Source organism: Bacillus sp. FSL K6-2971, from assembly GCF_038006405.1.
In the GTDB taxonomy this organism is placed as follows: Bacteria; Bacillota; Bacilli; order Bacillales; family Bacillaceae; genus Bacillus; species Bacillus pumilus.
In genome coordinates, this window is the sequence record NZ_JBBOVD010000001.1 from 1,769,978 (window position 1) to 1,788,118 (window position 18,141).

Annotated in this window: 20 protein-coding genes; all 20 read left to right on the top strand. The window is 40.8% G+C overall.

From position 1 onward, the window contains the following. Positions 1-55: 55 nt before the first annotated feature. The 20 genes from MHI33_RS09200 (at position 56) to fliE (ending at position 18,105) form a co-directional block, all read left to right on the top strand. Positions 56-442: a YlqD family protein gene (locus tag MHI33_RS09200; RefSeq protein WP_003211186.1), complete on the top strand. Its 387-nt coding sequence runs from the start codon at positions 56-58 to the stop codon at positions 440-442. A gap of 8 nt (positions 443-450) precedes the next feature. Further along, the gene (rimM, locus tag MHI33_RS09205; RefSeq protein ID WP_106067459.1) at positions 451-975 is read left to right on the top strand and encodes a ribosome maturation factor RimM; all 525 of its coding nucleotides are present in this window, start codon (positions 451-453) and stop codon (positions 973-975) included. Continuing rightward, on the top strand, positions 972-1,706 hold the full coding sequence (gene trmD / locus MHI33_RS09210; protein ID WP_106067460.1) for a tRNA (guanosine(37)-N1)-methyltransferase TrmD: 735 nt from the start codon (positions 972-974) through the stop codon (positions 1,704-1,706). The genes rimM and trmD overlap by 4 nt, the downstream gene beginning before the upstream one ends. 137 nt (positions 1,707-1,843) lie before the next feature. Beyond that, the gene (rplS, locus tag MHI33_RS09215) at positions 1,844-2,191 is read left to right on the top strand and encodes a 50S ribosomal protein L19 (protein ID WP_003212364.1); all 348 of its coding nucleotides are present in this window, start codon (positions 1,844-1,846) and stop codon (positions 2,189-2,191) included. Positions 2,192-2,279: 88 nt separating this feature from the next. Next, positions 2,280-3,128, top strand: a complete 849-nt coding sequence (gene ylqF / locus MHI33_RS09220; protein WP_065097268.1) for a ribosome biogenesis GTPase YlqF — start codon at positions 2,280-2,282, stop codon at positions 3,126-3,128. Positions 3,129-3,204: 76 nt separating this feature from the next. Next, on the top strand, positions 3,205-3,969 hold the full coding sequence (locus MHI33_RS09225; protein ID WP_106067461.1) for a ribonuclease HII: 765 nt from the start codon (positions 3,205-3,207) through the stop codon (positions 3,967-3,969). Between the two features lie 27 nt (positions 3,970-3,996). Then, complete coding sequence (locus MHI33_RS09230) at positions 3,997-5,733, top strand: glycosyltransferase (protein WP_106067462.1); 1,737 nt, start codon at positions 3,997-3,999, stop codon at positions 5,731-5,733. After that, positions 5,730-6,005, top strand: coding sequence for a FlhB-like flagellar biosynthesis protein (locus MHI33_RS09235; RefSeq protein WP_065097270.1), 276 nt, complete (start codon positions 5,730-5,732; stop codon positions 6,003-6,005). Before MHI33_RS09230 ends, MHI33_RS09235 begins: the two co-directional genes overlap by 4 nt. A 176-nt stretch (positions 6,006-6,181) precedes the next feature. Next, entirely contained in the window at positions 6,182-7,342 is a 1,161-nt protein-coding gene (gene sucC, locus MHI33_RS09240) for an ADP-forming succinate--CoA ligase subunit beta (RefSeq protein ID WP_012009945.1), read from the top strand. A 22-nt stretch (positions 7,343-7,364) separates the two neighbouring features. Next, positions 7,365-8,267, top strand: coding sequence for a succinate--CoA ligase subunit alpha (gene sucD, locus MHI33_RS09245; protein WP_003212080.1), 903 nt, complete (start codon positions 7,365-7,367; stop codon positions 8,265-8,267). 63 nt (positions 8,268-8,330) lie between these two features. Then, complete coding sequence (gene dprA, locus MHI33_RS09250; protein WP_044141929.1) at positions 8,331-9,233, top strand: DNA-processing protein DprA; 903 nt, start codon at positions 8,331-8,333, stop codon at positions 9,231-9,233. Positions 9,234-9,426: 193 nt separating this feature from the next. Beyond that, positions 9,427-11,502: a type I DNA topoisomerase gene (gene topA, locus MHI33_RS09255; RefSeq protein WP_340910782.1), complete on the top strand. Its 2,076-nt coding sequence runs from the start codon at positions 9,427-9,429 to the stop codon at positions 11,500-11,502. Positions 11,503-11,572: 70 nt separating this feature from the next. After that, the gene (gene trmFO, locus MHI33_RS09260) at positions 11,573-12,877 is read left to right on the top strand and encodes an FADH(2)-oxidizing methylenetetrahydrofolate--tRNA-(uracil(54)-C(5))-methyltransferase TrmFO (protein WP_340910784.1); all 1,305 of its coding nucleotides are present in this window, start codon (positions 11,573-11,575) and stop codon (positions 12,875-12,877) included. A gap of 62 nt (positions 12,878-12,939) precedes the next feature. Continuing rightward, positions 12,940-13,857 (top strand): tyrosine recombinase XerC, encoded by a 918-nt coding sequence (gene xerC, locus MHI33_RS09265; protein WP_065097272.1) that lies wholly within the window; start codon positions 12,940-12,942, stop codon positions 13,855-13,857. Between the two features lie 14 nt (positions 13,858-13,871). Next, positions 13,872-14,417 carry an ATP-dependent protease subunit HslV gene (gene hslV, locus MHI33_RS09270; RefSeq protein ID WP_003211247.1) on the top strand — a complete coding sequence of 182 codons (546 nt, stop codon included), beginning with the start codon at positions 13,872-13,874 and terminating at the stop codon, positions 14,415-14,417. Positions 14,418-14,433: 16 nt separating this feature from the next. Continuing rightward, positions 14,434-15,834: an HslU--HslV peptidase ATPase subunit gene (gene hslU, locus MHI33_RS09275; protein ID WP_106067465.1), complete on the top strand. Its 1,401-nt coding sequence runs from the start codon at positions 14,434-14,436 to the stop codon at positions 15,832-15,834. 34 nt (positions 15,835-15,868) lie between these two features. After that, entirely contained in the window at positions 15,869-16,648 is a 780-nt protein-coding gene (gene codY / locus MHI33_RS09280) for a GTP-sensing pleiotropic transcriptional regulator CodY (protein ID WP_003210838.1), read from the top strand. A gap of 286 nt (positions 16,649-16,934) precedes the next feature. Beyond that, positions 16,935-17,324: a flagellar basal body rod protein FlgB gene (gene flgB / locus MHI33_RS09285; RefSeq protein WP_185847346.1), complete on the top strand. Its 390-nt coding sequence runs from the start codon at positions 16,935-16,937 to the stop codon at positions 17,322-17,324. Then, entirely contained in the window at positions 17,324-17,776 is a 453-nt protein-coding gene (flgC, locus tag MHI33_RS09290; protein ID WP_012009953.1) for a flagellar basal body rod protein FlgC, read from the top strand. Before flgB ends, flgC begins: the two co-directional genes overlap by 1 nt. Positions 17,777-17,787: 11 nt before the next feature. Beyond that, positions 17,788-18,105, top strand: coding sequence for a flagellar hook-basal body complex protein FliE (gene fliE / locus MHI33_RS09295; RefSeq protein ID WP_065097275.1), 318 nt, complete (start codon positions 17,788-17,790; stop codon positions 18,103-18,105). Positions 18,106-18,141: the final 36 nt, after the last annotated feature.

The window sequence follows — 18,141 nt, forward strand, 5'->3', positions numbered from 1 at the left end:
TTTTTCGTTATAATGTAGAGGACAAATGCCTTCGGATAGGGGGACAAAAAGGAAGATGCAGATCATTCAACATGTCACCGTCATGCAAGTATTAACTGAAAGCAGTAAGGACAAACTGTTAACGACTTTTTTGGAGAAAAAAGAAAGACTAGAACGTGAATGCAATCAACTATATTTTCAACTGAAAAAACATGAAAAAGAACCACATCAGCAAGAAGCCATCCCTCAATTTCAAAAAGCCATCGATAAACGGCAGGAGAAAATCCAGCAAATTGACTTTCAAGTAGAGCAGCTGCATATTTTACCGCTTGGAAGTGAAATGAAAGAGACAGAAGTGGATGCGCTGGTTGAAGTGAACATAGGTGATAAATGGGATGACAAGATGCAAGACAATGTCATCGTCGTGAAAGACGGCACCATTGTGGAAATACGTCAGGGGTGATTGAGAACATGGAACAAGAATGGTTGAATGTTGGAAAGATTGTCAATACACACGGAGTGCGCGGAGAAGTACGCGTCGTGTCAAAGACAGATTTCCCAGAAGAACGTTACAAAAAAGGAAGCGTCCTCTATATTTTTAAGCAAGGTCAAGGGGAGCCGCTAAAAGTCACTGTCGCATCACACCGGCAGCACAAACAGTTTGATTTGCTCACATTTGAAGAAATTAGCTCATTAAATGAAGCAGAGCTATTGAAAGAATCAATCTTAAAAGTAGAAAAAGAACATCTCGGCTCTTTAGATGAAGGAGAGTTTTATTTCCACCAAATCATTGGCTGTGAAGTTTACGATGAAGAGGATCAGCTTGTCGGCCAAATCAAAGAGATTTTAACACCAGGGGCAAATGATGTCTGGGTGGTCGGAAGAAAAGGCAAAAAAGATGCCCTGATTCCTTATATCCCATCTGTCGTCAAAAAGATCGATATCGCATCCAAAACCATACACATTGAAGTGATGGAAGGACTCATTGACGAATGAAAATCGACATCTTAACACTTTTTCCTGAAATGTTCGAAGGTGTGCTCCACTCATCGATCTTAAAAAAGGCACAGGAGAAAGAAGCTGTCTCATTCAATGTTGTCAATTTTAGAGAGTATTCGGATCATAAGCATAAAACAGTAGATGACTATCCGTATGGCGGCGGTGCTGGTATGGTACTGAAAGCACAGCCCGTATTCGATGCGGTAGAAGATTTGACGAAGAAAGCAAGCAAGAAGCCCCGAATCATTCTTGTCTGTCCTCAAGGAGAAAGATATACACAAAAGAAGGCAGAGGAACTTGCAAAAGAAGAACACCTTATGTTCATTTGCGGCCATTATGAAGGCTACGATGAGCGCATCAGGGAGCATCTTGTCACAGATGAAATCTCAATCGGAGATTTCGTTCTCACAGGCGGAGAGCTGCCAGCGATGATGATTGCAGACAGTGTGGTCAGGCTTTTGCCTCATGTGCTTGGAAAAGAAGCGTCTCACATTGAAGATTCATTTAGTACAGGTTTGCTAGAGCATCCTCATTATACAAGGCCAGCCGATTATAAAGGACTAAAAGTGCCGGATGTGCTCCTCTCTGGAAATCATGCCAAAATTGAAGAGTGGCGGCGCAAAGAATCCTTGAAGCGAACTTATACAAGACGGCCAGATTTGATCGATTCTTGCAAAACGTTAACAGAAGAAGAAAAAAGATGGCTTTGGCAGCTTCATAATGACTAGATTGTATTGCACACTGCATAGAGGTATGGTATGATACTACTTGTGACTTGGACGGCTTGCCGATTCAAGTTTGAAAACGATGTTCCGCTGCAATGAAGAAAGAGGACATGAGCATCTGTTGGAAGGAGTTGAAAACGATGCAACATTTGATTGAAGAAATCACAAAAGAACAATTACGCACTGATCTTCCTGCGTTCCGTCCTGGTGACACTTTACGTGTACACGTTAAAGTTGTCGAGGGTACTCGTGAGCGTATCCAGATCTTTGAAGGTGTTGTAATTAAGCGTCGTGGTGGTGGAATCAGCGAAACTTTCACAGTTCGTAAGATTTCTTACGGTGTAGGCGTTGAGCGTACATTCCCTGTACACACACCAAAAATCGCTAACATCGAAGTTGTACGTCACGGTAAGGTACGTCGTGCGAAACTTTACTACCTACGTGAACTTCGCGGTAAAGCGGCTCGTATCAAAGAAATCAGACGATAATGATATCAAAGGAAAGAGCTTGTTACCTGTAACAGGCTCTTTTTTTGTACGATGTATAGAGATAATCGATAGAAGAGAAGGTGCACATATGACGATTCAATGGTTTCCAGGCCATATGGCAAAAGCAAGACGTGAAGTCACAGAAAAATTAAAGCTCATCGACATCGTATTTGAATTAACTGATGCTAGAATTCCGATGTCCTCTAGAAACCCAATGATCGAAGAAATCCTTCAGAACAAACCCAAAATCATGCTATTAAACAAAGCAGATAAAGCGGATCCTCGTGTGACAAAAGAGTGGCAGACGCACTTTGAGCAGCAAGGCGTTCGGTCACTTGCTATTAACTCTGTCGATGGACAAGGGTTAAATCAGATCATCACAACTTCAAAAGAAATCTTAAAAGAAAAATTCGACCGCATGAAAGCAAAAGGTGTTAAACCACGTGCAATCCGGGCGCTGATTATCGGGATTCCCAACGTCGGAAAATCGACCTTAATCAATCGTTTAGCGAAAAAGAACATTGCCAAAACAGGAGACCGTCCTGGTATTACCACCTCACAGCAATGGGTGAAGGTAGGGAAAGAATTGGAACTGCTCGATACACCTGGAATCCTCTGGCCGAAGTTTGAAGATGAGAAAGTAGGACTCAGGCTAGCGGTAACTGGAGCGATCAAAGATTCTATCATCAACTTACAGGATGTCGCTGTATATGGACTTCGCTTTCTAGAAGAAAACTATCCAGAGCGATTAAAAAAACGCTATGACCTAACGGAGATCCCTGAAGATACGGCTGAGCTGTTTGATGCAATAGGTACAAAGCGCGGCTGTCTCATGAGCGGTGGATTTATTAATTACGACAAAACCACCGAAATCATTATTCGGGATATTCGAACAGAAAAATTTGGTCCCCTCACTTTTGAGAAGCCTGAAAGCTAAAAGACACGCAGCTCATGCGGGTCTTTATTTTTTGCGGAAAACTGCCGATATAAAGAAGGAGGCTGACGAAAAGCTGATGTACACAGTGAAACAAATAAAAGAACTGATAGAAAAGCATTCGCAAGACGAGTCATACATTCATGAGCTTGTAAAAGATGATAAGAGAAAAAGTGTCCAAAAACTGATAGAGAAGTGGCACAAAGAGAGAGAAAAGCAGCAGCAACTTCATGTAGCATGGAATGAGATGCTGCAATTTGAAAACAATGCTAAGGCGCAGGGATACACATGTATTGCTGGAATAGATGAAGCAGGAAGAGGACCGCTGGCAGGTCCCGTTGTAGCAGCAGCTGTCATATTAAAGGAAGATACAGTCATGCTCGGTTTAAACGACTCAAAGCAATTATCTGAGAAAAAAAGATTGGCATATTATGACCTGATCCAAAAAGAAGCACTTGATATCGGTATCGGCATTGTTGATGCGGCTACGATTGATGAAATCAATATTTACGAGGCATCAAGACTGGCGATGGTGAGAGCGGTGGAGCAGTTAACTCATACACCTGATTATCTACTCATAGATGCCATGACGCTCCCACTTCCTATTCACCAGGAGAATATCATCAAAGGAGATGCAAAAAGTGCATCCATCGCAGCAGGTGCATGTATTGCAAAGGTGACAAGAGATCAGATGATGGAAGAATACGGGCGTAAGTACCCTGAGTATCAATTTGAAAAACATAAAGGGTACGGAACAAAAGAGCATTTGGCTGCCATTCAAACACATGGAGCTGCCCCAATCCATCGATTATCGTTTGCACCAGTTAAATCCGTTATATCATAAATTTTTGACCTAAGGAGGCTGCCTGTGATGACAAGAGTTGAGGACATACATACAGCACTGAATAGCCGGTTAAGTGCGGCAGAATCTATTCCATTAAACACCGAAGGAAAGGAAAATGTGCATCGGCTGATTCTCGGTAAAGTACTGAAAATGCTTGGAGATGATACAGCCCTTGTTCAAATAGGCTCAACAAAAATAAAAGCACAGCTAGCGGCTCAGCTTAAAGCAGACGCATTTTATTGGTTCCAATTTGAACAAGAGGGTGGAGACAGCCTCAATAAACTAAGGCCAGTCCAGCAATTTGATCAAGATCCTAAGACATTAAAGGATGCAGCTGCCAAACTATTAGAAGGTCTCTCTCTGAAAAATGGACTTGAAAACATTCTAACAGCCACAGCTTTTTTAAAAGAAAAATCCGTTATCAACGAAACAGAGTTAAAAACGGCAGTGAAGTGGATCGAACAGCTTCAAGGAGCTGATGTGAAAAAAGGTCTCCAGGCACTTCTATTTGCTTTAAAGAAAGACTTGCCGATCCAGGAAGGAGTGCTTCAATCAATTTTAGCTGTGAAATCATCCTCTGCTCTTCATCAGGATATGACAGCGCTGCTAGAACGCTTAACACAGCTCCCGAAGCACTCAGACGCCACACAGGCGCTTACACAAGCCGTTCGATCAGTCATAGATGTTGAGACGTCTGTCCATGCAGAAAAGCTCTTATCGGTCCTTCTAGCAGCGAGAGAAGGGGCGGCGAAGCAAGGAGGAAATCTACCTGTAACGCCTCAGTCCAATCTGTCTCAACCAAAAGAGAATAGCCAAACTCCAATCGCTCAAGAGCGTCAGACGACACAAGTTCTTCAATCTAACGTGCAGCAATCAACAAGCCCAAAAGAGCTGCAAATCCCGCTTCATCAAATTGAGCGGATACTTACAAGTTTGATAAAACAAGGTGCAGATGGGCAGCAAGAGCCTAGCTTAAAACAGCTCACGTCATTGCTACAAGGGCTTCAGCAGGCAGGATCTCAGCCGGATGCAAGAGCATCTGTGCTCCAAAAAGAATTTCCGTTCCTGTCAAAAACAGAGGCGAAAGCATTGGCTCAGGTGGTACAGCAGACGGAACCCGCATTAAGCAATAAAACCGATGTGCTCGATTTACTCATGACGATGAAAAAGGCAATCGGTGTACGTGATGAAATCGGTATGCTGAAACTACTCGAAAAAGGCAGCCAGGATGTAAAAAGTCAGGAACTTCACCAATTAAAGCTCGTCTTAAATGATGTGAGACAGTCTGATTTACCAGAGCCTGTAAAAAAAGAAGTCGATCAATTGTTTCATAGATTGAACGGGCAGTTATTTGTGCAGCAGGAGAATCAAACCATCAGCCAAATGATGGTCTCTTATCCGCTCTTTTCAAAACATAGTGTTCAAGATTTAACCTTTATTCTAAAAGGACATAAGAAAAAAGATGGCTCTATTGATATTTCTCAGTGTCGTCTTATGTTTTACTTAAACATGGAAAACCTCGAAGAAACATTAATCGACTGTACGATTCAGCAAAAGGTCATGTCAATTACAGTTGAAACCGGTCATGAACTTCAAGGAACCATTAATCCAATGATTCCAGCAGTTCGGGAGAATTTAAATGCCTTAGGATACAGCCTTACGGGAATTACAGCAAAGAAGAGACAAGAGCCAGTAGATCCGTCTCACTTTCTAGATGAACACTTTCATAAAATCAGCGAGAAAGGGCTGGACTTACGAGTATGAAGGATTCAAAACCGCTTAGAAGGGCGGTCGCTCTACATTATGATGAAGAAAAACAAAAAGCGCCAAAAGTCGTCGCAATAGGTAGCGGCTATGTGGCAGACCATATTATTGAAGAAGCAAAAAAGTCGGGAGTTCCTATCCAAGAAGACCGTAATTTAGTCGAACTCATGCGCCACTTAACACTGGATGAGGAGATCCCTGAAGCGTTATACGATACTGTAGCAGAAATATTTTCGTTTATCTATAGGTTAGATCAAAAAATGAAAAAATAAGGTAAAATAAGTGATTTGGATGAAAAATTTATATTTTTAATAAAATAAAAGTTTGAATGTTTAGAAGGATTTTACGATTTTACATAGAACCCTAGACATTCTCTTTTTTATTCTTTAAAATGAAAGCGCAGTCTATTTTATATTTTTTGTTTCTACATATGTTGGGAGGATGGGAAATGAATATCCATGAGTACCAAGGAAAAGAAATCCTAAGAAAATATGGGGTTTCAGTTCCAAATGGTAAAGTAGCATTTACACCTGATGAAGCAGTGAAAGCATCAGAAGAGCTAGAAAGCTCTGTATATGTCGTAAAAGCACAGATTCATGCAGGCGGCCGTGGCAAAGCAGGCGGGGTAAAAATTGCAAAAACAAAAGATGAAGTGAAAGGTTTTGCAGAGGAATTGCTCGGCAAAACACTTGTCACACATCAAACTGGGCCTGAGGGGCGCGAAATAAAACGCTTACTTATTGAAGAAGGCTGCGATATTCAAAAAGAGTACTACGTTGGGCTTGTTTTGGACAGAGCGACATCAAGAATTGTATTGATGGCTTCTGAAGAAGGCGGTACTGAAATTGAAGAAGTAGCAGAAAAAACGCCAGAAAAAATCGTCAAAGTGGTCATCGACCCAGCGATTGGATTGCAAGGCTATCAGGCGAGAGAAGTAGCGTTTAAAATTAATATTCCAACAAAATTAGTTGGCCAAGCTGTTAAGTTTATGACAAGTCTTTACAATGCGTTTATTGAAAAAGATTGTTCAATTGCTGAGATTAATCCACTTGTTGTAACAGGCGATGGAAAAGTCATGGCACTTGATGCAAAATTAAACTTTGATAGCAATGCCTTATATAGACAAAAAGATATATTAGAATACCGTGACCTTGATGAAGAGGATCCAAAAGAAATTGAAGCATCTAAATATGATCTAAGCTACATTTCTCTAGATGGAAATATTGGCTGTATGGTCAATGGTGCAGGTCTTGCGATGTCTACAATGGATATCATCAAGCATTACGGCGGGGACCCTGCAAACTTCCTGGATGTTGGCGGCGGTGCAACAGCTGAAAAAGTAACGGAAGCATTTAAAATCATCTTATCTGATCAAAATGTAAAAGGGATTTTCGTGAACATTTTTGGCGGCATCATGAAATGTGATGTCATTGCAGAAGGTGTCGTTGAAGCGACAAAACAAGTCGGCTTAACATTACCACTCGTTGTACGTCTTGAAGGAACAAACGTTGAATTAGGGAAGAAAATCCTGAGCGATTCAGGCTTAAATATCACTTCTGCTGAGTCTATGGCTGACGGGGCAGAAAAGATTGTATCTTTAGTCAAGTAGAGCAGAAAGGCAGGGAACCTAAATGAGTGTATTTATTAATAAAAATACGAGAGTAATTGTTCAGGGGATTACCGGTTCAACCGCATTGTTCCATACAAAACAAATGATTGAGTACGGAACAAATATTGTTGGCGGTGTCACACCTGGAAAAGGTGGAACTGAAGTAGAAGGAGTTCCTGTATTTAATACAGTATCTGAAGCTGTTCAAACAACTGGAGCAAATGCTTCTGTTATCTATGTACCAGCACCATTTGCAGCAGATGCCATTTTAGAGGCTGTTGATGCAGAAGTCGATCTAGTCATTTGTATTACAGAACATATTCCAGTACTTGACATGGTCAAAGTAAAACGGTATATGGAAGGGAAAAAGACAAGACTTGTTGGCCCTAACTGCCCAGGTGTCATTACACCTGAAGAATGTAAGATTGGGATTATGCCAGGCTACATTCATAAAAAAGGTCATGTGGGGGTTGTTTCTCGTTCTGGAACGCTTACATATGAAGCGGTACATCAGCTTTCAGAGGCGGGTGTTGGTCAATCGACAGCTGTAGGAATCGGCGGAGACCCTGTCAATGGGACGAACTTTATTGATGTATTAAAAGCATTCAATGAAGACCCTGATACGCATGCTGTCATTATGATCGGAGAAATCGGCGGTACGGCTGAAGAAGAAGCAGCTGAATGGGTAAAAGCAAATATGACCAAACCAGTTGTTGGCTTTATTGGCGGTAAAACGGCGCCTCCAGGAAAACGCATGGGACATGCTGGTGCCATTATTTCCGGTGGTAAAGGGACAGCTGATGAAAAAGTAAAAACAATGCGTGAATGTGGAATTGAAGTGGCAGAGACTCCATCTGTCATGGGAGAAACCTTAATTAAAGTGTTAAAAGAGAAGAATCTCTTCGAAGCTTGTAAAACGCATTAATGACACAAGAAGACTTGTTCTTTGACAAGTCTTCTTCTTTCTATCTTAAACAGGAGGAATGGTATGTACAACGTGTCCGAAAGAATGATTTTTCACCGCTTAAAAGGCCTCATCTCACCCTCTTTGTTAACAAAATGGTGGAAAGTCGATCCTAAGCTATATATAAATGAAGAAACACATCATTTCAAACAGGATCGATCATTACAAACAATCGACTTTACCCGCTTAAAACAAGCCGAAGAAAAGGAATTCCCCATTTTTCAACACATCGTTCAAGCCTATTTAAAGCAAAACATTCACATGATTCCCATCACATCACCCTTATATCCCAGCACACTAAAACATATTTATGATCCTCCCCCTGTGTTATTCCTAAAAGGAAACGTGTCATATTTAAATGAAGAAAAAAGTTTAGGTGTAGTAGGCACGCGTGTTCCATCGTCTTATGGAGAAGCATGTGTGAAGAAAATTGTTGGTGAACTTGTTAAGGAAGATTGGATGATTGTCAGTGGCTTAGCAAAAGGCATTGATGGACTTGCACATAAAGAGTGTATTAGGAATAAAGGGAAAACGATCGGTATTATAGCAGGCGGATTTCAGCATTTATACCCAAAGGAACATGTGCAAATGGCTGAATACATGGGCGAGCATCATTTGCTTTTATCCGAGCATCCGCCTTATGTCAAACCAGAAAAGTGGCATTTCCCCATGAGGAATCGTTTAATTAGTGCACTCACAAGTGGGACCATCGTGATTCAGTGCAAAGAAAAGAGCGGTTCACTCATTACCGCGTATCAAGCACTTGAGCAAGGCAAAGAGGTATTTGCGGTTGCAGGATCAATCTTTGATCCTAATTCCACAGGTCCAGCCAGACTTATACAGCAGGGAGCAAAGCTTGTTCATTCAACGAAGGATATTTTAGAGGAATTCTCCTTCCGCAGCGTTCAATATACGGAACTCTTATAAAAATATCGTTTGACAAAAGACATAGGAATATTTAATAATAGTGAGGATTTAAGTTTACACTTTGTTTTTCGTGTTTATAATGATGTTCATCATAAAGAATTTTTCATGATTGCCTGTTAGATAGGTGCAATTAACATAAATATGAATTGTGAAATGTATAAAGAGAGAACACCTCTTAAGGGGGATTTTGAGTATGGCTGATTATTTAGTCATCGTTGAGTCGCCAGCCAAGGCGAAAACGATTGAGCGTTATTTAGGTAAAAAGTATAAAGTAAAGGCTTCAATGGGGCACATAAGAGATTTACCGAAAAGTCAGCTTGGTGTTGACACTGAGCATGACTTCGAACCGAGGTATATTACGATTCGCGGGAAAGGCCCCGTATTAAAAGAATTAAAAACAGCTGCGAAAAAAGCAAAGAAAGTCTATCTCGCAGCTGACCCCGATAGAGAGGGAGAAGCGATTGCTTGGCATTTAGCGCATAGCCTTGACCTTGACCTCTCTTCTGACTGCCGCGTTGTCTTTAACGAGATTACAAAAGATGCTATTAAAGATTCCTTTAAGCATCCACGTATGATCAATATGGATTTAGTTGATGCACAGCAGGCAAGACGGATCTTAGATCGTCTCGTTGGGTATAAAATCAGTCCGATTTTATGGAAGAAAGTGAAAAAGGGCTTAAGTGCCGGTCGTGTTCAATCAGTTGCACTCCGCCTGATCATTGATCGCGAGAATGAAATTAATGAATTTAAACCAGAAGAATACTGGACAATTGACGGTACATTCCTAAAAGGAAAAGAAAGCTTCGAAGCGAGCTTCTTTGGCGTCAATGGCAAAAAGCATCCACTGAAAACAAAAGAAGATGTAAAAGAAATCCTTTCGAAACTAAAAGGGAGCAAATTCTCTGTAGAGAAAGTGACGAAAAAAGAGCGTAAACGCAACCCTGCTGTTCCGTTTACAACATCTACTTTACAGCAGGAGGCTGCGAGAAAATTAAACTTCCGTGCGAAAAAGACGATGATGATTGCACAGCAATTATATGAAGGAATTGATCTTGGTAAAGAAGGTACAGTCGGACTCATTACATACATGAGAACAGACTCAACACGTATTTCCAATACGGCGATTGAAGAAGTATCTGCTTTCATTGATCAGACGTATGGTAAGAATTTCTTAAATACAACAAAACGAACCGCTAAAAAGAATGAAAATGCACAAGATGCTCACGAAGCCATCAGGCCGACTTCTACGCTAAGAAAACCAGCAGATGTCAAACATGTCTTAAGCCGAGATCAGCTTCGTCTGTATAAATTGATTTGGGAACGATTCGTCGCAAGCCAAATGGCTTCGGCTGTGCTTGATACAATGAGTGTGGACCTTGATAATAACGGGCTTACATTCCGTGCTAACGGAAGCAAAGTGAAATTCCCTGGATTCATGAAAGTATATGTAGAAGGGAAAGACGACCAGCTAGAAGAAAAGGACAAAATGCTGCCTGATCTTAAAGAAGGTGATACGGTTCTTTCAAAAGATATCGAACCTGAACAGCACTTCACGCAGCCGCCTCCGCGCTACACTGAGGCAAGACTTGTCAAAACGCTTGAAGAGCTAGGTATAGGCCGTCCGTCTACGTATGCACCAACATTAGATACGATTCAAAAGCGCGGCTATGTCGCACTTGATAATAAACGGTTTATCCCAACAGAGCTTGGGGGAATTGTTCTCAACTTAATCATTGAATTCTTCCCTGAGATCATTAACGTGGAATTCACAGCGAAAATGGAAAAAGAACTTGATAGCGTTGAAGAAGGTACGATCGAATGGGTTCGCATTATCGACAGCTTCTATCAAGACTTTGCAAAACGGGTCGAAAAAGCGGAAGCAGAAATGCAAGAAGTTGAGATTGAGCCTGAATACGCCGGAGTTGACTGTGAAGAGTGTGGACATCCGATGGTGTACAAAATGGGTCGATACGGTAAGTTCATGGCTTGCTCTAACTTTCCTGACTGCCGTAACACAAAACCAATTGTCAAAGATATTGGTGTGAAATGCCCGACATGTCATGAAGGAAACATTGTTGAACGAAAATCTAAGAAGCGCCGCATTTTTTATGGCTGTGATCGTTTTCCAAAGTGTGAATTCGTCTCTTGGGACAAACCGATTGAAAGAAAGTGTCCAAAATGCGAAAATATGCTTGTAGAGAAAAAGCTGAAAAAAGGCATGCAAGTTCAATGTGTGAACTGTGATTATAAAGAGGAACAACAAAAATAGCGGTGAGCAGCCTTGTTCACCTGCTTTTTTATGTCATCAAACAGAACTTACGAAATAGGAGAGTTGTACAATGAGTCAATTTGTAAATGTGATTGGAGCAGGTTTAGCTGGAAGTGAAGCGGCATGGCAAATTGCTAAACGCGGAATTAAAGTCAACTTGTATGAAATGAGACCTGTCAAACAAACGCCAGCTCACCACACAGATAAATTTGCAGAGCTTGTATGCAGCAATTCACTGCGTGCCAACGCTTTGACAAATGCGGTCGGTGTATTAAAGGAAGAAATGCGTCATTTAGATTCAGCGATTATCGCAGCTGCAGATGAAAGCTCAGTTCCTGCTGGTGGAGCGCTTGCAGTAGATCGTCATGAATTTGCAGCAAACGTTACTGATCGCGTAAAAAATCATCCGAATGTGACAGTTTTTCAAGAAGAAGTGCAAAGCATTCCAGAAGGTCCAACAATTATTGCGACAGGCCCGCTTACATCTGAAGCACTTTCAAAAGAATTAAAATCGTTAACTGGTGAAGAATATCTGCACTTCTACGATGCAGCGGCACCTATCCTAGAGAAAGATAGCATTGATATGGATAAGGTGTACTTGAAATCACGTTATGACAAAGGAGAAGCTGCTTATTTAAACTGTCCAATGACAGAAGAAGAATTCGATCGTTTTTATGACGCGCTTATTTCTGCTGAAACTGTGCCATTAAAAGAGTTCGAAAAAGAAATCTTCTTTGAAGGCTGTATGCCAATTGAAGTCATGGCCAAAAGAGGAAAGAAAACGATGTTGTTTGGTCCGATGAAGCCAGTAGGACTTGAAGATCCGAAAACAGGAAAAAGACCTTATGCTGTTGTTCAATTAAGACAAGATGATGCAGCAGGTACTTTATATAACATCGTCGGCTTCCAGACACATCTGAAGTGGGGCGACCAAAAGGAAGTATTCCGCTTGATTCCAGGTCTTGAAGAAGCAGAGATTGTTCGTTATGGCGTGATGCACCGCAATACATTCATTAACTCACCAAGTCTTTTAAAACCAACGTATCAGTTTAAAAATAGAGAAGATCTATTCTTTGCCGGACAAATGACAGGCGTTGAAGGCTATGTCGAGTCTGCAGCTTCCGGACTAGTGGCTGGAATTAATGCCGCTCGTTTTGTCAAAGGAGAAGAGCTTGTGACACTTCCGGAGGAAACAGCGATCGGCAGCATGGCTTATTACATCACATCGACAAACAAGAAAAGCTTCCAGCCAATGAATGCGAATTTTGGTTTGTTGAAAGATCTTGGTGTTCGCATTAAAAACAAACAAGAGCGTTATGCGGAGTACGCTAAGCGCGCAATCGAAACTATTCAAACTATTTCGAAATCTCTGTAGTAAATCATTGCACGGAAAGCAAGATATGTGATACCATTTAAAAGCCTTAAAGAGGTGTAAAAATGATGAATAAACAGCGTCTTGTCCACTTATTCATTGAATATCTGCAAATTGAAAAAAACTATTCTGCTTTAACCATCTCAGGATATACAGAAGCGATTGAAGAGTTTGTCAGATTTATGAACGTTCAAGGAATAGACGGTTTTGAAGAGGTATCCTATCAAGATACGAGAATTTATTTAACAGAAGCTTATGAAAAAGGCCTGACAAGAAGAACGATTAGTAAGAAAGTCTCTGCGCTTCGCAGCTTTTATAAATTTCTATTAAGAGAACAGCTTGTGAAAGAAAATCCTTTTTTACTCGTTAGCTTACCAAAGCAGGATAAGCGAATTCCTTCATTTTTGTATGAAGAGGAACTGAAAGAGCTTTTTACAGTTTCTGATGTCAGCACACCGCTTGGGCAAAGAAACCAAGCCATTTTAGAACTTCTTTATGCAACAGGTATGAGGGTCAGTGAGTTATGTTCATTAAAAGAATCTGATCTTGATTTATCGATGGATACAGTGCTTGTTCATGGGAAAGGCAACAAGCAGCGGTATGTTCCTTTTGGTTCATATGCTCATGAAGCGCTCATCACTTATTTAGAGGATGGAAGGCTAAAGCTGAAAGCGAAGGGGAATGATCGTGCTGATGCATATGTATTTTTGAATCAGCGCGGGGCGCCTCTTACAGACAGAGGCGTTCGATTCATTCTCACTGAACTAATGAAAAAGGCGTCAGGCACATTACATATCCATCCTCACATGTTAAGGCACACCTTTGCCACACACCTCTTAAATGAGGGGGCAGATTTGAGAAGTGTTCAAGAACTTCTTGGTCATTCGAATTTATCATCAACTCAGGTGTACACGCATGTATCAAAAGATTCTTTAAGGAAAACGTACATGTCTCATCACCCAAGGGCTTTTAAACGATCCTAAAAGGAGGTTTTTTCATGTCATCATTTCATGCAACAACCATCTTTGCCGTTCAACATAAAGGAAAAAGTGCGATGGCTGGAGACGGTCAAGTCACTTTCGGGCAGGCTGTCGTGATGAAACACACGGCAAAAAAAGTGCGCCGTCTTTTCGGAGGCAAGGTGCTTGCAGGTTTTGCAGGTTCAGTAGCAGATGCATTTACACTGTTTGAAAAGTTTGAAACGAAGCTTGAAGAATATGGTGGTAACTTAAAGCGAGCAGCCGTAGAACTAGCAAAAGAATGGCGTAGTGACAAGATGCTTAGGCAGCTTGAGGCTATGCTGATCGTTATGAACAAAGACAGCATCCTGCTTGTCTCTGGGACAGGAGAGGTCATCGAACCAGATGACGGTATTTTGGCCATCGGCTCAGGCGGCAATTATGCGCTTAGCGCCGGGAGAGCACTCAAAACACATGCAGGTGATCACCTCACAGCAAGAGATATTGCAAAGGCAGCTCTTGAAACCGCTGGAGAAATCTGTGTCTACACGAACGATCAAATCACTTTAGAAGAGCTTGAATAGAAAGGACATGAGACGTATGGAGAAAAAGCCGTTCACCCCAAGAGAGATAGTTGAAAAGCTTGATCAATACATTATTGGTCAGCTTGATGCGAAAAAAGCAGTGGCGGTGGCTTTAAGAAACCGTTACAGAAGAAGCCTTTTACATGATAAGCTAAAGGATGAAGTCGTTCCGAAAAACATTTTAATGATCGGCCCAACAGGCGTGGGGAAAACAGAGATTGCCCGCAGAATTGCAAAAATTTCTGGTGCGCCTTTTATTAAAGTGGAAGCGACGAAGTTTACTGAAGTTGGTTACGTTGGCCGTGATGTAGAATCGATGGTCAGAGATCTAGTTGAGACAGCGATCAGAATTGTCAAAGAAGAAAAGATGAAAAACGTTCAAGAAGAAGCAGAAAAACAAGCAAATAAACGTCTTGTTCATTTGCTTGTTCCTGGCAAGAAAAAAAGCCAGTCAGTGAAAAATCCTTTTGAGATGCTGTTTGGTGGTTCTGATGAAGATGACCGTGATCGAGATCAATCAAGTGAAGAAGTTGAACTTGAATCGACAAGAAAGCGAATCGCTCATCAGTTGGCTATGGGCGAACTTGAAGATCATTACGTCACGATCGAAGTAGAAGAGCAGCAGCCATCCATGTTTGATATGCTTCAGGGCTCGGGTATGGAGCAAATGGGCATGAACATGCAGGATGCGCTCGGCAATCTCATGCCTAAAAAGAAAAAACGCAGAAAGCTGACCGTCAGAGAAGCAAGAAAGGCGTTAACAGCTGAGGAAGCTTCAAAACTGATTGACATGGATGAAGTCAGTCAAGAAGCTGTCTATAAAGCAGAGCAGCAAGGGATTATTTTTATCGACGAAATCGACAAAATTGCCAAAAGCGGTGGTGCATCATCTGCAGATGTTTCTCGTGAAGGGGTTCAACGTGATATTTTACCGATTGTAGAAGGTTCAACTGTGATGACGAAATATGGGGCAGTGAAAACAGACCATGTGCTTTTTGTAGCAGCAGGTGCATTTCATATGGCAAAACCATCAGATTTGATTCCAGAGCTTCAAGGGCGCTTCCCAATTCGTGTAGAATTAGATAAATTAAGTATCGAAGACTTTGTGAAAATCTTAACGGAACCAGATAACGCATTATTAAAGCAATATAAAGCTTTACTTGAAACAGAAGGTATATCTCTTGAATTTTCTGACGATGCTATTCATAAGATTGCCGAAGTGGCTTATCATGTTAATCAGGAGACAGATAACATCGGTGCAAGAAGGCTTCATACTATACTTGAAAAGCTGCTTGAAGAGCTTTCATTTGAGGCGCCTGATATTACACTAGGGACAGTGACCATTACCCCTCAGTATGTAGAAGAGAAGCTAGGAAAGATTGCAAATAACAAAGACTTAAGTCAATTTATACTTTAACAAATGAATAAAGTAATCTAGGAGGATCATTAATATGGCGTTACTACAAAAAACAAGGATTATTAACTCAATGCTGCAAGATGCAGCGGGGAAACCGGTTAATTTTAAGGAAATGGCAGAAACTTTGAGAGATGTCATTGATTCAAACATTTTCGTATTAAGCAGAAGAGGGAAGCTTCTAGGCTACTCGATCAACCAGCAGATTGAAAATCCGCGTATGAAGAAAATGCTTGAAGACCGTCAGTTCCCTGAAGAATATACAAAGAGTCTATTTAACATCCCTGAAACATCTTCAAATCTTGACATTAACAGTGAGTATACAGCTTTCCCGATTGAGAACCGTGATTTATTTGAATCAGGTTTGACAACCATTGTTCCAATTATCGGAGGAGGAGATCGTTTAGGAACGTTAATCCTGTCTCGTTTGCAAGATACATTCAAAGATGATGATTTAATTCTTGCTGAATACGGTGCAACAGTTGTTGGAATGGAGATCCTTCGTGAGAAATCAGAGGAAATCGAAGAAGAAGCAAGAAGTAAAGCTGTTGTCCAAATGGCGATTAGTTCTCTTTCATATAGTGAGCTTGAAGCCATTGAGCACATCTTTGAAGAACTTGATGGCAACGAAGGGCTTCTAGTGGCAAGTAAAATTGCTGACCGTGTAGGAATCACTCGTTCAGTGATCGTGAACGCCTTACGTAAGTTAGAAAGTGCAGGCGTCATCGAATCTCGTTCTCTTGGAATGAAGGGAACGTATATCAAAGTGTTAAACAACAAATTTTTAATTGAACTTGAAAATTTAAAATCTCATTAATCAAAACCCCTTTTCAGCAGAAATACAAGCTGAAAAGGGGTTTTTTTTATAAAAAAAGAGGATTTGTCCGAAAAATGACACTCTTTTTTCCAAGAAAACCCTTACAATTCTTAGTTCTTTGAATCTAGGTCTTTATACCTATTCGTAAAATAGATATATATTACGAGTTTTTTTTACATATACATCATAGACTTTAATCCTATTATTTCTTACAATGAACATATGGTTTTACAAATCTCGACATGATTAAATGGAATGAAATACATATGATTGGAGGTATATGGTTTTGGATATATTTTCTGGAACGATAAGCAACCTTGAGAATGCCTTGGGCAGAGCGAATGTTAAGCAAAAAGTCATAAGCAATAATATCGCGAATATAGACACACCGAACTACAAGTCGAAAAACGTCGCATTTCATGATATGCTAAACGATGCGTCGATCAAGTTAGATGCTAAAAAAACATACCAAGGTCACATTGATTTTTCTAAAACAGGGTCTAATTATTCAGTTGTTTCGAGCGACCGTACTTCATATCAAGAAAACGGAAATAATGTCGATATTGATCAAGAGATGAGTGAACTCGCTAAAAACCAAATTCAGTATAATGCGTTGGTTGAAAGAATGAGTGGAAAATTCAATTCTCTTAAAACAGTTTTGACAGGAGGTAAGTGATGTCAATTTTTTCAGGCGTTAACGCTTCGGCCTCTGCATTAACAGCACAGAGGCTCAGAATGGACGTTGTATCCTCTAACCTTGCAAACATGGATACAACAAGAGCGAAACAGGTTGATGGCAACTGGGAGCCTTATAGACGTAAGCTCGTCACATTACAGCCGTCAGGTGAATCGTTTTCATCTATATTAAACTCAAGCATGAATTCGAGCGGTAAATTAGGAAACGGCGTGAAAGCAACGAAGATTACAGAAGACGAAACTCCATTCAACCTTCAATATGATCCTACAAATCCCGATGCCAATGAAAATGGATATGTTCAAACACCTAATGTTGATCCATTAAAGGAAATGGTTGACCTCATCAGCAGCTCAAGGTCATATGAAGCAAACGTGACCGCGCTAAATGCGAATAAAAGCATGTTGATGAAAGCTTTAGAAATAGGAAAGTAAGGTGAAAAGAATTGGTTAACGCAATATCTCCTTTCCAGCTTCAAGCTGCTCAGCAAGCAAGTGAATTGACAAATGCATCGTCCGTTCATGCGGCTGCACCTAAAAGTCAAACGAATTTCTCTGATGTGCTGAAGAATTCCATTGAGGCATTAAATCAATCACAGCTGAAATCAGACCAGTATACAAATGCACTTGCACAAGGAAAAAATGTCAATCTCGATGAAGTCATGATTGCCTCGCAAAAAGCGAGTGTGACACTCACAGCTGCAACGGAGTTTCGAAATAAAGCAGTCGAAGCATACCAAGAGATTATGAGAATGCAGATGTAGGAGGTGCTGACGGACAAAAAAAGACTGAATGGAATG